Consider the following 15,228-nt stretch of genomic DNA (forward strand, 5'->3'; position numbering starts at 1 on the left):
AGGTTTAATTTTATTTTTGCTGTTATATAATTTTATATTTGTATTTGCGTTATTCCCATATAGGAATCGCCCCAAAAGCATGTTAAAACGATTAGTTTTACTTTTTTTTATCTTGATTTGTTCGATTTCCTACGGGCAAATTGGAGGGAGGTACACCTATCAGTTTCTTAATTTAACCTCGTCACCAAGGCAGGCAGCGTTAGGAGGAGAGAACATAACAATTTATGATGAAGATGTTAATCAGGCGATGGCAAACCCTGCAGCTTTAAATGGAGATATGGACAATCATTTAGCAATGAATTATGGCAGTTATTATGGAGAAGCTTCGTATGGAACTGCTTCATATGCTTACACCTATGATCGACACGTTCAGACTTTTTATGCAGGTGTAAGTTACGTTAATTACGGAACCTTTGAAGGTTATGACGAAAATGGTCAGTCAACATCAGATTTCTCTGGAAGTGAAGGGGCTCTTTCTCTGGGCTACGCGTATAATATTCCCTTTACAAATGTTCATATTGGTGCCAATGCCAAGTTAATAACTTCTACTTTAGAAAGTTATAATTCTGTTGGCGGAGCAATTGATGTGGGAATTATGTATCAAATTGAAAAAAATAATGTAAATTTGGCCTTAGTATTTCGTAATATTGGAACTCAGTTTACCACATATTCAGGAATACAGGAGAATTTACCGTTTGAAATAATTGCTGGTGTATCGCAAGAATTAGAACATGTTCCGCTTCGTTGGCATCTTTCCTTAGAAAATTTGCAACAATGGAATATCTCTTTTTCGAATCCTGTTAGGGGAGAAACCAATATTGATGGAACAACAAGTGAGGAAAAAGTTTCCTTTGTAAATAATGCTTTGCGACATGCTGTGTTTGGTGTTGAGCTTTTCCCAGGGAGAGCAGTCAATTTGCGATTAGGTTACAATTTTAGAAGGGCAGAAGAATTGAGAATAGATGAACAACGTAATTTCTCAGGGATTTCTTTAGGGTTTGGTCTGAAAATGAATCGTTTAAAATTTAACTATTCATATTCACGATATACATTGGCAGCAAATACGAGTCTTTTTGGGTTAATTTTAAATTTTCAATAGGTAATTTTATGAAGCTATTTTATCTAATTCTATTTTTTACAGCAGGTCTTTTTAATACCTCAAATCTTAATTTTAAAGATGAATCCCTTAGTGAAGTTGAAATCGAAAGAATCAACTATCACGTAAATACAGTAAGAGAAATGGTTTATGCCGGTCCTCAATACAATACTAAAATTGCTTTTTTAGTAGATATGAGAATTAAATCCGGAAAAAACAGATTCTTTGTTTATGATTTGGTAAATAACAAAATTTTAGATCAGGGACTTGTAGCCCACGGTTCAGGCTCTGAAACAGGAATTAGAGGAGAACTTAAATTCAGTAATACACCAAATTCAAATTGCACCTCATTAGGCAGATATTCTATCGAAAAATGTTACAAAGGAATATTCGGAAAAGCCTACCGCTTAAATGGATTAGATGAAAGTAATAATAATGCTTTAAAAAGAGCTATAGTGTTACATCATTATTCTGCAGTACCACTTGACGAACAAGATTATTATATTTCGAACAGCCATGGATGCCCAATGGTTAATGAAGAATTCTTTAAAAGAATCGAAAAAATAGTTGATAGTTCTAAATCGAAAATTATATTGGATATCTATTATTAGCCAGCCATTTTCATTTAGTTTTAATATTTATAATTTAATAACAAGTATCATATGAAGAAGATCTTAATCGTTTTTCTTATGATACTTTTTGTTTTTATAGGGTATGAAATTTTTTATAAAGACAATAAATATTATTCATCTGCTACCGCAACAATTGAACTTAAGCATATAAATGAGGTTAAGAGGCTGATAGAAAGCAATAAAAAATACAATAAAAGAATTGCATTTTTTATTGATATGAAAATACCGTCTTGTAAGAATCGTTTCTTTGTTTATGATTTAAAAACTAATAAAATTATAGATAAAGGCCTGGTTGCTCACGGTTCAGGATCCGAAACAGGGATTAAAGGAAAGTTGAAATTCAGTAATGTTCCCAATTCATTAAGTACTTCATTAGGTAAATATTATATTGGAAATTTCTATTACGGAAAGTTTGGGAAAGCCTATAAATTATACGGATTAGATAAAACCAATAGCAATGCATTTCATCGTGATATTGTTTTTCATTACTATTTTGATGTTCCATATCAAGAGCAAAAAGGATATATTTGCAACAGTTTTGGTTGCCCGATGGTCAATAAAAAATATTTTGAAAGAACGGCTAAAATAATTGACGGTTCTCAATCGAATATTGTTATGAGTATTTATTACTAACCGAAGAACTGAAAGACTTAAAATTAAATTTAAAATATAAAAAATTGAAAAAAATAACAATTGCAATCGACGGGTTCTCGTCAACAGGAAAAAGCACTTTAGCAAAACAATTAGCAAAAGAGTTGGAATATGTTTATGTAGATACCGGAGCAATGTATCGTGCAGTAGCTTTCTTTGCAATGCAGCATAACTTTATTGGAGCTGATTCTTTTGATAAAAAAGCACTTGTAGAAGCGTTGCCAAAAATTCAATTAGAGTTTAAATTTAATGCCGATTTAGGCTTTGCTGAAATGTACCTGAACGGTGAAAACGTAGAGAAACAAATCAGAACTATTGAAGTTTCTAATTACGTAAGCAAAGTGGCTGAAGTTTCTGAAGTACGTTCTAAATTAGTAGAACAACAGCAGGAAATGGGTAAAAACAAAGCGATCGTAATGGATGGAAGAGATATAGGAACTGTCGTTTTTCCAGATGCAGAATTAAAAATATTTATGACCGCAAGTGCTGAGACTCGTGCCCAAAGACGTTTTGATGAACTACAGCAAAAAGGTAACGATGTTTCTTATGAAGATGTTTTAAAGAATGTGATGGAAAGAGATTATATAGATACACATCGGGAAGATTCTCCTCTAATCATTGCCGATGATGCTATTGAAATTGATAATTCTTACCTAACGAGAGAAGAACAATTTGCAGCAGTTTTGGAATTGATAACTGACGTTGTTAAAACGGTATAATTTTTTGCAGATATCATTTTTAATGGTAGTTTTACCGCTTCATTTTATTTAAAAGACAATTTCATCATATGGGAATTAAAAACAGATTGATTGTAATGAGTTTTCTTCAGTTTTTTGTTTGGGGAGCGTGGCTTATTACTATTGGGAATTATTGGTTTGGAACTAAAAATTGGGAAGGAACTCAATTTGGTCTTGTTTTCGGAACCATGGGAATTGCTTCTTTATTTATGCCTACCTTAACAGGGATTATTGCGGACCGTTGGGTAAATGCCGAAAAATTGTATGGTTTTTTACATATTGCTTATGCGGTAGTTTTGTTTGGAATTGCACAGGTTACTACACCAGATACTTTTATTGCCGTAATGCTTATTGCTATGTGTTGTTATATGCCGACAATTGCTTTGAGTAACTCCATTTCTTATACTTCATTAAAGTTAAATGATAAAAATATTGTAAAAGATTTTCCACCTATTAGAGTTTGGGGAACAATAGGTTTTATTGTTGCAATGTGGATTACAAATTTAAGTGGAAGTAAAGCGACTGAATACCAGTTTTATATTGCTGGTGTTGGTGCTTTGATTCTTGGGATTTATGCATTCACATTACCAAAATGTGAACCACAGCGTTTAACAAAAGAAAATGCTTCATGGGTTGAAACTTTGGGTCTTGAAGCGTTTAAATTATTTGGGAATTACAAAATGGCTTTGTTTTTTGTTTTCTCTATGTTTTTAGGAGGTGCATTGCAATTGACAAATGCTTATGGAGATGTATTCTTAGATGAGTTCAAACATTTTCCGAAATATGCAGATTCATTCGTAATTGAATATTCGACAATCATTATGTCGATTTCTCAGGTTTCTGAAACTTTGTTTATTTTGGCAATTCCGTTTTTCTTAAGACGTTTTGGAATTAAACAGGTAATGTTGATTTCTATGTTGGCTTGGGTATTACGTTTCGGATTATTTGCTTTTGGAGATCCTGTAACTGGTTTATGGATGATTATTTTGTCTTGTATCGTTTACGGAATGGCATTTGACTTTTTTAATATTTCAGGATCATTATTTGTAGAAAGTAATACGGATTCTAAAATACGTTCTTCTGCACAAGGATTGTTCATGATGATGACCAATGGAGTAGGAGCAGTTTTAGGAAGTTTGACTTCAGGTTGGGCAATTGATAGATTTTTCACAAAATCTTTTAGTAATACAATCGAGTTGTCTGGATTTTTGCAAACCGAAACTACAAATCCTAAAATGTTAGAATTTGTAAAAAGTCAGGGAAATTCAGTTTCTCCGGAAGGAATTTTTAGCAATCCAATTTTAATGAAAGACTGGCATACGATCTGGTTATCATTTGCGGCTTATGCTTTGGTTATTGCAATTGCTTTTGCTGTTTTGTTTAAGCATAAACATGATCCTAAGGAATTGGAGAATTTGAGTCACTAATAATATAGATTTTTGTCAAAGTTTTAAACTTTGACAAAGATGATTACACATAGTAAACTCGACAGTTTTTTAAAACCTGTCGGGTTTGTTGTTTCTGTAGCATTCTGTTTCAAGTAAAAACTATAACTTAGTAATTCATTTTTAAAACTTTAATGATGCAGAGATTTAGATTATTTGTTTTGCTTTTGATTGGAGTTTCTGGTTTTGCACAAACTAAGGTTTTGTACAATCGAAGTATTGAAGCATATAAAAGCAAAGATTATGTTTTGTTTTTGAAGTTGGCTAAACAGTTGGACAGTATCCGGCCAACGCATCCTGCATATACTTATAATTTGGCATCAGCTTATTCTTTAAATGGTAAAATTGAAGAGGCTTTATCGGTTTTAAAAAAGATTATTCTGGCAAATAATACTATTGCTTTTGAAGATGATGCTGATTTTGAATCTATTAAAAAAGAGAAAGGTTTTAAAGATTTATTAGATTTGAAAGTTTCACAATCAAAAATAATTGAAACTTCTGTAGAGAAAATAAGGCTTTCTGAAAAAGATCTACATCCGGAAGGATTGCTTTATTTACAGAAACGCAAACTTTGGCTGGTATCGAGTATTCGCAATAAGAAGATTGTTTCTTTTGATGAAAATGGAAAATGTTCTGATTGGTTTACCGAATGTTCTTATTCGGTTTTTGCTTTAAAAACTGATTCGGATGAAAAATATCTTTGGGTTGCCTGCTCAGCGATTCCTGAAATGAAAGGTTTTTCCAAAGAAATTGATGGAAAAAGCGAAATTTTGAAAATTGAAATTGCCACGAAAAAATTAGTAAATCGTTATACTGTTGATGGAAATCATGTTTTTGGAGATTTGATTGTGATTAAAAATAATGATATATATATTTCAGATAGTGCCGAACCGATTATTTATAAAATTGAAAACGAGAATTTAGTTGTTTGGAAAGATTTGCGAAAAGAAGCTTTTAATCTCCAAGGAATTGCTTTGAATAAAAGTGAATCGAAATTGTTTGTTGCTGATTATTTGAAAGGGATTATTTCTATTGATATAAAGTCTCAAAAAGGAAACTGGCTAGAATTTCCGGAAGAAGCTTCTAAAAAGGGAATTGACGGATTGGTTTTTTCTAAGAATTCGTTATTTGCGATTCAGAATGGAGTAGTGCCAATTCGAATTGTACGCTATAATTTGAATGAAACCCAAACTAAAATAACTGATTTTAAGGTTTTGGATAATAATAGAAAAGAATATAATGAACCTGCATTGGCGACCTTGGTTAAAAACAAAATGTATTTCTTTGCCAATTCGCCTTGGAAGTTTTATGATAAAGATTTTCAATTGGATGAAAGTAAATTTGAAAATCCGAAGTTGTTTGAGCTTGAGCTACAGTAAATCTTTGTCAAAGTTTAAAACTTTGACAAAGATAGTTGCGCATCGTATACCCGACAGGTTTTTTAAAATCTGTCGGGTTTGTTTTTAATTTAAAGTTAAAGGTTTTAAAAACAACTATTCGTTCTTGTCTAGCCCCGATAGAAGCGGTATTCTTTTTTGCTTTTTCTGCAAAAAAGATACAAGTGGATAGCGGGACTGAACGCCTTAAAAAATCTAAAATCTTCTGCTCCTGAACAATTGGCTGATAATCATTTAGAATTGTTTTGCTATTACAAATATTTGTATTAATTTTGCAAACCTTTTGGCAAAGAAGAGTTTCCTTTAGGTATCAACTATTTATGTAAAACAACTTCTGTTTTTTCTACTGCTTTATGAAACTCGAGGAAAACAGAATACAAATTTTTTATCAGCATGTCTGAACAATTAAAATCACAAGAAGAGTTTTTAGCAAATTTTAACTGGCATAACTTCCAAGAAGGAATTGATGCAGTAGATGAGAAAAACTTACAAGAATTCGAAGAACTAGTTTCAAAAACTTTCATCGCTACAGATCAAGAAGAAGTAGTTGAAGGTGTAGTTGTTAGAATTACTGATAGAGACGTTATCGTTGATATCAACGCAAAATCGGAAGGTGTTATTTCTTTAAACGAATTCCGTTACAACCCAAACTTAAAAGTTGGTGACAAAGTAGAAGTATTAATCGACATCCGTGAGGATAAAACAGGTCAATTAGTATTATCTCACAGAAAAGCACGTACTATTAAATCATGGGATAGAGTTATTTCTGCAAATGAAACAGGAGAAATCGTTAATGGTTTTGTAAAATGCAGAACTAAAGGTGGTATGATCGTTGACGTTTTCGGAATTGAAGCTTTCTTACCTGGTTCTCAAATTGACGTTAAGCCAATTAGAGACTACGATGTATATGTAAACAAAATGATGGAATTCAAAGTGGTAAAAATTAACCACGAATTCAAAAACGTTGTTGTATCTCATAAAGCGCTTATCGAAGCTGATATCGAAGTACAGAAAAAAGAAATCATCGGTCAATTACAAAAAGGACAAGTATTAGAAGGTGTTGTTAAAAACATTACTTCTTATGGTGTGTTCATTGACTTAGGTGGTGTTGACGGATTAATTCACATTACTGACCTTTCTTGGAGTAGAATCAACCACCCAAGTGAAGTTCTTGAATTAGACCAAAAATTAAACGTTGTAATCCTTGATTTCGATGATGAGAAAACAAGAATTCAATTAGGATTGAAACAATTAAACGCTCACCCATGGGATGCTTTAGATGCTAATTTAACTATTGGTGATAAAGTAAAAGGTAAAGTAGTTGTAATCGCTGATTACGGTGCATTTATTGAAGTTGCTGAAGGTGTTGAAGGTTTAATCCACGTTTCTGAAATGTCATGGTCAACTCATTTACGTTCTGCTCAGGATTTCGTAAAAGTTGGAGATGTTGTTGAGGCTGTTATCTTAACTTTAGATAGAGATGACCGTAAAATGTCATTAGGTATCAAACAATTGACTCAAGATCCATGGACTGACATTACTTCTAAATACCCAGTAGGTTCTAAACATACAGGTATCGTTAGAAACTTTACAAACTTTGGTATTTTCGTAGAATTAGAAGAAGGAATTGATGGATTAATTTACATCTCTGACTTATCTTGGACTAAGAAAATCAAACACCCATCTGAATTTGTAAATGTTGGTGAGAAACTTGATGTAGTTGTATTAGAATTAGATGTTGAAGGACGTAAATTATCTTTAGGTCACAAACAAACTACTGCTAATCCTTGGGATCAATACGAAGATTCTTTCGCTGTAGGAACTATCCACAATGGTGAAATTTCTGAAATCGTTGACAAAGGAGCTACTGTAGAATTCGGAGATGATATCGTTGCTTTCATTCCTACTCGTCACCTTGAAAAAGAAGACGGAAAGAAATTGAAAAAAGGTGATACTGCTGATTTCAAAGTAATCGAATTCAATAAAGAATTCAAAAGAGTAGTTGCTTCTCACACTGCTATCTTCCGTGAAGAAGAAGAGAAAAACGTGAAAGCTGCAACTGAAAATACTTCATCTAACTCTACTACTAATGCACCAGCTGCAACTTTAGGAGATAACAATGATGTATTAGCTGCATTAAAAGCTAAAATGGAAAAAACTGAGAAAAAATAATTCTTAGTTTCCTCTAAATAGAAAGTCCCACAGTAATGTGGGACTTTTTTTTGTTTATTTGTTCCAGGTTTCAGGTTTTGTTTTGTTTCAGGTTTCAAGTCCCCTGTGTTGCGTTTGCCTGTTCGGACGTTCCGAAGTTTTGATAGAGAGTGTTTCCTAATTGGAATTTGGAGTTTAAAAATTGGAATTTGTTTTTCAGGAGCTATTTCCAGCTATCATTCCAAATCTTTTGCGCCGAACCCCGGCACAAAAGGATTTTCTCTTCTATCTAGGCTATGGCAGTCATTTTCAAAAGAAGGTTTGATTATTTTGCTGCTAATAATTTTGATTCTTCAGGAGTGAATTCATTGACAATTGCATATGTACCAATTTGTGCAATTGCCATTTCATCTAAAATATCTACCAAATTTTTAAAATTTGACTTTTTGCTCGGTTTTATAATTACAATTGGACCGTTTCTCGGTCTTCCAATTTTAGTCGAATGTTCGCGAATAATTTTATTTTTAATTGCTAGTTCTTTTCTGATTCCATTTTTACCGTAGCTTAAAATTTTGGGATTTTCTAACGAATAAAATAAAGGCCCGGAATAAGTAACTATTTTATCATTTTCATCAAGTAAAATAGTTATTAAACGTTCGTCAGCTCCTAAACCACATTGTATAATGTGACTCCATTTGTCTTCGTAATATTTTTCAGGCAAACTTAAATCCATAACTTTTGGCTTAGACAATTCACCTACAACCATAAAAAATATAATCAACAAAAACGAAACGCTGACCATAGCAGTTAAATCAACTCTTGTGCTTAACTTTTTACTTCTTATTTTTTTAGGTAGATTTTCCATGGTTTAAATGTTTATTTAGAAGCTAATAATTTTGATTCTTCTACAGTGTATTCGTCTACAATAGCATACGTATCAATTTTTGCAATTTTCATTTCATCCAAGATGTCAACTAAATTTTTATAGTTGCATTTCTTGCTTGGTTTGATAATTACAATAACACCACTTTTTGGTTTACCCATTGAGGTCATATATTCTTGTATTTGTTTCTTTTTAAGAAATACTTCTTTTCGAATACCACCTTCTTCAAAATTAACTTTTTTAGGTTTCTCAATTGGATATGATAATAAACCAGAATAAGTAATTATTTTATCGTTATCATCTAGTAAAATTGTGTACAAGCGATTACCATCAATACATCCCGCTGGGCCACAATCTGGATCTTTATCTGGTAAAGCAAAATCCATTGCTTTCGGCTTAGCCAGCTCAATAGTTACCATAAAAAATATAATTAACAAAAATGAAACGCTGACCATAGCGGTTAAATCAACTCTTGTACTTAATTTTTTGCTTCTTACTTTTTTAGGTAAATTTTCCATAATGAATCAATTTGGTCACTAAAGTTAGTAATAAAAGTAATACAATAAGAATGTCGATTTACAAAATATTTAAAAATAAATTCACGAATTAATATGTTGTTTTACAGTTGTTTTTGAGGTTTTTTCAATGGTTTGAAAACTTTTTTAAATTTTTCATAAAACCAAATCGAAAACAATCCCGTAAATGAGCTTATAACTTAAAAATATAATTATGAAAACTAGAAAATTTTTAGCCGTATCAATCTTAACACTTGGATTTGCATTTACATCTTTTGCACAAAAAACAGTAATGGTTGGTGGAGCTGCAATGTATCCAAATAAAAATATTGTGGAGAATGCCGTAAACTCAAAAGACCACACCACATTGGTTGCTGCTGTAAAAGCTGCAGGTTTAGTAGAAACATTACAAAGTAAAGGACCATTCACTGTTTTTGCCCCAACAAATGAAGCATTCGATAAATTACCAGCTGGAACTGTTGAAACATTATTAAAACCAGAGAATATCAAAACATTGCAAACCATCTTAACCTATCATGTCGTTGCAGGAAAAATGAACTCCTCTGATATTGCAAAAGCAATTAAAATGGGTAAAGGAAAAGCAACTCTTAAAACAGTAAGCGGTGGAACTTTAACTGCCTGGATGGACGGTGCAGCTCTTTACATTAGCGACGAAATTGGTAACAAATCTAAAGTTACAATTGCAGATGTCAATCAATCTAATGGTGTAATTCATGTAGTTGATACTGTTTTATTGCCTAAAATGTAATGTTTGTGCAATTCCCAAATAACAAAAATTCCAAATCCCAACTTTAAATTGGAGTTTGGAATTTTTATTTTTGAGATTTTATACTTTTATCTTTTAGCAGTTAAAGTCGATCCGGCAGAAGCAACAACTACACAAACAACAGCTAAAATTTCATAAAAACTTAAATTTTCCTGCAAGAATATAAAAGCACAAATTGCTGCTGCTGCGGGTTCTAAGCTCATTAAAATACTAAAAGTACGAGGAGGAAGCTGGCCTAAAGCTTTCATTTCTAAAGTGAATGGAATAGCACTAGACAAAAGAGCGAGTGCAGCTCCCATACCCAAAAACTGTGGGGTAAGATTGGCTAATCCGTTTTCGTAAAAGCCAAATGGTAATATTAAAATTGCAGCAAACAACATTCCTGTGGCAACTGCTTGACCATCGTGCATGATCTTAGAAATTTTTCCGCCCAAAATAATATAAGCAGCCCAAAGTGCACCAGCTAGAAGAGCAAAAAACACTCCTAATAAATCTACTCTGTCGTTTGACCATGGTGCAATTAAAACGATACCTAAACCGGCCAGTATTACCCAACAATAATCTATCAGACGTGTTGATCCAATTATGGCTACTAATAACGGTCCCATAAATTCTAAAGTTACTGCCAGACCAATCGGAATTCTTTCAATAGCTAAATAAAAAATTAAATTCATAGCACCTAATGTCAAACCATACGGAGCTACAATTTTCCATTGATTAGGTTTGATTTGCTTTAAGTTTGGTCGGTATGCAAAAAGTAAAATTATAGCCGAAATTCCAATTCTTAGAGAAGCTGTTCCCGCCGCTCCAATTGCCGGAAACAGCGTTTTGGCAATAGCTGCACCACATTGTACGCTGATAATAGCTAATAGTACTGCGGGGACAGGAGGAAGGTTGAATTCTTTATTTTTCATGAGGAATTGAAATGGACTGCAAAACTACGAAATAAGTTTTGAAGGATATATTTCAATACTATTCAATTAGGAAAAATGTGTTACAAAAAATCAACTAAAAAAAGCAAATTGTATTTTATTCTAAAGCACGTTTCGTTACATAGGCACGATAACCAATAATTGCCATCTGCCATTTTTTTGCTTTAGAAATGTCTAGTCCTTGTTTTGTAAAACTTGGTAATAGGGCTTTATTTATTTTGGCTAAAATTTTAAACATAGTAGGTTTGTTTTTTCAAAGATATAAAAAAAGACTTTGTTAAAATACAAAGTCTTTTAACAACAAATAAGTTCTGCTTATTCAATTTTTAAAACTAAGTTTTTATCTGGTCCATTTTCTATATTTAAAGCATTTGGAGGTGCTTCAATCCAACCAGTTTTATTGATTACAAATTTAAACATGTGGATTTTATCTTTTTCAAATTGATTTTTTGGGATCGAGAATACAAAAGTATTTTTGTTTTTTCGGTTCATTTGATACTTTTTATCATTTGGGTTCCAATTATCAAAAGAACCTGCTATAGATACACTTTTTATTAAATTAGCATTTAGTGATTTATCGTGTTCATAAGAGAAAATAATATTATCATCGACAATTTTATAGCCATAAACCTCTTTTTTAGAATCATTTTTTGAAAGTAAATTTTGCGATAAATTTACAACAGCAGTTCCTAATGCATTGGCCGTTTTTTCACTACTGGTATTTACGATGATTGAAATTCCTAAATTACGTTCCGGATAAATCAATAACATATTTTGGGTTCCGAATGCACCTCCATGTTTCCAGCAATTTCTGCCATTATCATCCACTTGAATATTATCCCAAAAATATCCGTTCCAATCAGTATCAGAATTTAGGAGATTTCTTTGCGATTCAGTAATAGTTTTATTTTTGGTATCTAATTCAAAAGCAATAAATTTAACCATGTCATTTAAAGTAGATTTTAAATATCCTGCTGCACCCCAAAGATTATCAGACAGGTTAGGCATCAACTTACCATTACCGTTATAACCATTGGCAACAACAGTGTTTTTGTCTATAGATAATCGCGTTGATGTCATATTTAGTTTTGACAAAATATTTTCTTGTAGCAGCGTTTCATAACTTTTATGATATATATTTTCTAAAATATGTGCGGCCAACTGAACACTCCCGTTACTGTATTTAAATTTTGTTCCTGGTAAAGTATCCAATTGAATTGTTCTTAAATCTGCAAAGAATTTTTCTCTGGAATATGTTTCATCCATTTTTTTAAAATCAATATAACTACTGTCGCTAGGGTTTTTCCTGAATTTTGAATTATCAGGTAAATCTTTATTGAAACCACTTTTAAAAGAAACTAAATCTTTAATTCTTATTGGATGTCCCTGATATTCTAAATTCGGATAAGAACCTGTAATGTATTTTCTAATGTCATCGTCTAAACTTATTTTATGATCAACAACAGCTTGAGCTATCAATAAACCTGTAAATAATTTGGTAATCGACGCAACTTCAAAAACGGTATTATTATTTGCTTGATTACCTTTTCCTTTGTCTATTTCGCCATAATGCTTGGTATAAGTTTTCCCATCTTTTACAATACCAATGGAGGCCGAATTAGCTTTTGAAGTTTCTAATAACTTTTTAGCAGTATGATCCATTAATTCAATGATTTCTTTTTCAGAAATTGTTACTTGCTGTGCCCAACAAGAAAAAGTAAGGAGCAGGAACAGTACTAAAATTATTTTTTTCATTTTGTAAACATCTTAGATTACTAACTAGATTATTTTTTTGATTTTGATAGGTATTTAAAATATAAAACCAGTGTTTTTTGTACACTGGTTTTATATTTTAAATTCTTTAGGAGTTAAGATTTTTTGCTTTCTTTCTCCATTTTCTTCATTTCTTTTTCATAAGCTTTCATATCCTTTTCGTAAGCTTTCATGCTTTTCTCATATTCTTTCATGTCTCTTCCAACGGTTTCTTCTATGTACTTTCCGTACTTTTCCATCTCAACGCTGAATTTTTCCATGGCAATTTCATACTTTTCCATATCCTTGCCATATAGAGCTTCATGTTTAGACATTATTTCATCTACTTGTTTTTCGTAAGCAGATAATTCTGGCTCAAAAGCTTCCATTTTTTTCTCAAATTCGGACATATCTTTTTCAAATTTAGCCATAGCTACTTTGTCTCTTGGATTTGCTGGTGGTGCCGGAGCTTTTGGCATTTTAGACATATCGATAGTCGGTAATTTTGGCATAGATCCTCCAGGAAAAGCTGGTGCGATAGGCGCAGCTGGAGGAGCTATTGAACCAACTCTAACAGGTGGTGCTGGTGGAGCAGGAGGCGTAACATGCATATTATCAACATCTGCACCATCAACTTCATCAACATCTGCAACGCGATCCTGAAGCATCATGGAGTCGTTTGGTTCACCATCTGTAACAACGCCAATTTTTTTGACATTATCGTCGTTAGTTGATACTACAAGACCAAAGCTTTTTATTGCCTCGTCTCCATCTATCTCAATGGTTTGAACCTCATGAGTCCCTTTTTTAATGTTCATTTTGATGGCTGTCAATTCCTTAGCTGTATTTCTTTTCACATTCGATATAGCAACATCAAAATCGTGCTTTTGCTTTATTTTTTCAGAGATTACTTTTAATTCCTGATCTGTTGTTGTTTTTTCGATTTTGTAAACATCATCTGATGTAGCTGTAGTAACTTCCTGATTTTCTTTTTTCTCTTGTGCTATGATTTCTATTTGAAATAAAAATACAAATGCAGCAAGTGCCGGAATTATGGTGCAATACTTCCAGTAATTTGTTTTTTTTGATTGATTTTTGTTTAACATGACAATTCGTTTTTTGATTAATGATTGATAAAAATGATTGGTGATGGCAACACAAGTTTCATGCGTTGTTATTTTTAAAAGCGTGTATTGGTACGCTTTTTTGTCTGATATTTTTTTGGCAGCTTCACTGTCGGCGATGAACTCAAGATTTTGAAGAATTGCCTTTTTGTATAACCAAATAATAGGATTGAACCAAAATAGCACACAAAAAATTCTCGAAATAATGACATCAACAGTATGATTTTGATCGCTATGCACTTTTTCGTGCTCAATGATACTTTCTAATTCTGATGCCGTAAACATTGATGAGTTGTAAACGATATAATCAAAATAAGAAAAGGGTGCAATATTTTCCTCAATATCTATAAATTTAAAATCTTCTTCTTGTTGTACTTGTTTGCCTTTTAAAACAGAATTCAAACTGTAAAAATCAGCAGCAAACTTTATGATAAGAGCCAGAAATCCAATACCATAAACAATAAGCGCAACATAATTCCAATCGATTTCAAAGGTTTCTTCCGGAATAGTATTAGCATGTGGAATATAACCAGCAGCATAATCCATAACAGCAGGCACTGGAGTAGGATCGACCCACACAATTTTGGTGTAAACCACAAAAGGTAAAACTACTGAAGTGATAAGACCGGCTAATAAAAACCATCTGTTGCTATTGAAAAAAGTTTCTTTACGAAGTAAAAAAAAGTAAGCGCAGTAAAATAATACTAATAATCCGCTTGATTTGGCTATAAAAGTGAAAAGTGCTTCCATAATGCTTATTTGTCTTCGTTTGGTTTTTCGATCATAGCTAAGATTTCACGCAATTCAGCCGCAGAGATTTTTTCTTCTTTGGCAAAGAATGAAACCATACTTTTATAAGAACTATTGAAATAATTGTCAATTGCAGTACTCATAAAACCTTTTCGATAATCTTCAATACTTACACTTGGATAATATTGATGTGTATTTCCAAAAGCATTATGACTTACATATCCTTTTTCTTCCAAATTTCGAACTATAGTCGAAAGCGTATTATAATGCGGTTGATCTTCTGTAATTTCTGCCTGAATCTCTTTTACAAAAGCCTTTTTAAGCTTCCATAAAATATGCATTATTTCTTCTTCTTTATTGGTTAGTTTTTGCATGG

General features: G+C 32.3%; 15 protein-coding genes. 8 read left to right on the forward strand and 7 right to left on the reverse strand.

Translation table 11 applies throughout. The features are described 5' to 3' along the window. The first annotated feature begins 79 nt into the window (after positions 1–79). From porQ to rpsA, 7 genes are all read left to right on the forward strand, one after another. A complete protein-coding gene (porQ, locus tag IRZ99_RS18970; RefSeq protein ID WP_194658811.1) occupies positions 80–1,099 on the forward strand; it encodes a type IX secretion system protein PorQ in 1,020 nt (339 codons plus the stop codon). An 8-nt stretch (positions 1,100–1,107) separates the two neighbouring features. Continuing rightward, positions 1,108–1,707: a murein L,D-transpeptidase catalytic domain-containing protein gene (locus IRZ99_RS18975; protein WP_194658812.1), complete on the forward strand. Its 600-nt coding sequence runs from the start codon at positions 1,108–1,110 to the stop codon at positions 1,705–1,707. Between the two features lie 51 nt (positions 1,708–1,758). Beyond that, the gene (locus IRZ99_RS18980) at positions 1,759–2,361 is read left to right on the forward strand and encodes a murein L,D-transpeptidase catalytic domain-containing protein (RefSeq protein ID WP_194658813.1); all 603 of its coding nucleotides are present in this window, start codon (positions 1,759–1,761) and stop codon (positions 2,359–2,361) included. Between the two features lie 44 nt (positions 2,362–2,405). Continuing rightward, positions 2,406–3,098, forward strand: a complete 693-nt coding sequence (gene cmk, locus IRZ99_RS18985) for a (d)CMP kinase (RefSeq protein ID WP_194658814.1) — start codon at positions 2,406–2,408, stop codon at positions 3,096–3,098. A 68-nt stretch (positions 3,099–3,166) separates the two neighbouring features. Continuing rightward, positions 3,167–4,543, forward strand: a complete 1,377-nt coding sequence (locus tag IRZ99_RS18990; RefSeq protein WP_194658816.1) for a nucleoside permease — start codon at positions 3,167–3,169, stop codon at positions 4,541–4,543. A gap of 152 nt (positions 4,544–4,695) precedes the next feature. Further along, complete coding sequence (locus tag IRZ99_RS18995; RefSeq protein ID WP_194658819.1) at positions 4,696–5,940, forward strand: hypothetical protein; 1,245 nt, start codon at positions 4,696–4,698, stop codon at positions 5,938–5,940. A gap of 411 nt (positions 5,941–6,351) precedes the next feature. Continuing rightward, positions 6,352–8,130, forward strand: a complete 1,779-nt coding sequence (gene rpsA, locus IRZ99_RS19000) for a 30S ribosomal protein S1 (protein ID WP_029270489.1) — start codon at positions 6,352–6,354, stop codon at positions 8,128–8,130. 304 nt (positions 8,131–8,434) lie between these two features. Here the strand turns inward: rpsA and IRZ99_RS19005 are convergent, their stop codons facing one another. Together IRZ99_RS19005 and IRZ99_RS19010 are read right to left on the reverse strand one after the other, a co-directional pair. Continuing rightward, positions 8,435–8,974 carry a biopolymer transporter ExbD gene (locus IRZ99_RS19005; RefSeq protein ID WP_194658821.1) on the reverse strand — a complete coding sequence of 180 codons (540 nt, stop codon included), beginning with the start codon at positions 8,972–8,974 and terminating at the stop codon, positions 8,435–8,437. 11 nt (positions 8,975–8,985) lie between these two features. Then, the gene (locus tag IRZ99_RS19010; RefSeq protein ID WP_194658823.1) at positions 8,986–9,510 is read right to left on the reverse strand and encodes a biopolymer transporter ExbD; all 525 of its coding nucleotides are present in this window, start codon (positions 9,508–9,510) and stop codon (positions 8,986–8,988) included. A gap of 211 nt (positions 9,511–9,721) precedes the next feature. On the opposite strand from IRZ99_RS19010, the gene IRZ99_RS19015 reads away from it, so the two are divergent. Further along, a complete protein-coding gene (locus tag IRZ99_RS19015; RefSeq protein ID WP_194658825.1) occupies positions 9,722–10,276 on the forward strand; it encodes a fasciclin domain-containing protein in 555 nt (184 codons plus the stop codon). An 86-nt stretch (positions 10,277–10,362) separates the two neighbouring features. Here the strand turns inward: IRZ99_RS19015 and IRZ99_RS19020 are convergent, their stop codons facing one another. The 5 genes from IRZ99_RS19020 to IRZ99_RS19040 form a co-directional block, all read right to left on the reverse strand. Then, positions 10,363–11,208, reverse strand: coding sequence for a DMT family transporter (locus IRZ99_RS19020; RefSeq protein WP_194658826.1), 846 nt, complete (start codon positions 11,206–11,208; stop codon positions 10,363–10,365). Between the two features lie 115 nt (positions 11,209–11,323). Beyond that, entirely contained in the window at positions 11,324–11,464 is a 141-nt protein-coding gene (locus IRZ99_RS19025) for an SsrA-binding protein (RefSeq protein ID WP_194658828.1), read from the reverse strand. 77 nt (positions 11,465–11,541) lie between these two features. Further along, the gene (locus tag IRZ99_RS19030; protein WP_194658830.1) at positions 11,542–12,981 is read right to left on the reverse strand and encodes a serine hydrolase; all 1,440 of its coding nucleotides are present in this window, start codon (positions 12,979–12,981) and stop codon (positions 11,542–11,544) included. 113 nt (positions 12,982–13,094) lie between these two features. Then, a complete protein-coding gene (locus IRZ99_RS19035) occupies positions 13,095–14,852 on the reverse strand; it encodes a M56 family metallopeptidase (protein ID WP_194658832.1) in 1,758 nt (585 codons plus the stop codon). Positions 14,853–14,857: 5 nt separating this feature from the next. Then, a complete protein-coding gene (locus IRZ99_RS19040; RefSeq protein ID WP_194658834.1) occupies positions 14,858–15,226 on the reverse strand; it encodes a BlaI/MecI/CopY family transcriptional regulator in 369 nt (122 codons plus the stop codon). Positions 15,227–15,228 lie beyond the last annotated feature (2 nt).

It is taken from the genome of Flavobacterium sp. LC2016-12 (genome assembly GCF_015351595.1).
Classification (GTDB): Bacteria; Bacteroidota; Bacteroidia; order Flavobacteriales; family Flavobacteriaceae; genus Flavobacterium.

Coding starts and splice junctions, on each gene's coding strand:
- IRZ99_RS19025 (WP_194658828.1), bottom strand. CDS start 11,464: ATGTTTAAAATTTTAGCCAAAATAAATAAAGCCCTATTACCAAGTTTT.
- IRZ99_RS19030 (WP_194658830.1), bottom strand. CDS start 12,981: ATGAAAAAAATAATTTTAGTACTGTTCCTGCTCCTTACTTTTTCTTGT.
- IRZ99_RS18975 (WP_194658812.1), top strand. CDS start 1,108: ATGAAGCTATTTTATCTAATTCTATTTTTTACAGCAGGTCTTTTTAAT.
- IRZ99_RS19010 (WP_194658823.1), bottom strand. CDS start 9,510: ATGGAAAATTTACCTAAAAAAGTAAGAAGCAAAAAATTAAGTACAAGA.
- IRZ99_RS19040 (WP_194658834.1), bottom strand. CDS start 15,226: ATGCAAAAACTAACCAATAAAGAAGAAGAAATAATGCATATTTTATGG.
- IRZ99_RS19020 (WP_194658826.1), bottom strand. CDS start 11,208: ATGAAAAATAAAGAATTCAACCTTCCTCCTGTCCCCGCAGTACTATTA.
- rpsA (WP_029270489.1), top strand. CDS start 6,352: ATGTCTGAACAATTAAAATCACAAGAAGAGTTTTTAGCAAATTTTAAC.
- IRZ99_RS19015 (WP_194658825.1), top strand. CDS start 9,722: ATGAAAACTAGAAAATTTTTAGCCGTATCAATCTTAACACTTGGATTT.
- IRZ99_RS18995 (WP_194658819.1), top strand. CDS start 4,696: ATGATGCAGAGATTTAGATTATTTGTTTTGCTTTTGATTGGAGTTTCT.
- IRZ99_RS19005 (WP_194658821.1), bottom strand. CDS start 8,974: ATGGAAAATCTACCTAAAAAAATAAGAAGTAAAAAGTTAAGCACAAGA.
- IRZ99_RS19035 (WP_194658832.1), bottom strand. CDS start 14,852: ATGGAAGCACTTTTCACTTTTATAGCCAAATCAAGCGGATTATTAGTA.
- IRZ99_RS18990 (WP_194658816.1), top strand. CDS start 3,167: ATGGGAATTAAAAACAGATTGATTGTAATGAGTTTTCTTCAGTTTTTT.
- IRZ99_RS18980 (WP_194658813.1), top strand. CDS start 1,759: ATGAAGAAGATCTTAATCGTTTTTCTTATGATACTTTTTGTTTTTATA.
- porQ (WP_194658811.1), top strand. CDS start 80: ATGTTAAAACGATTAGTTTTACTTTTTTTTATCTTGATTTGTTCGATT.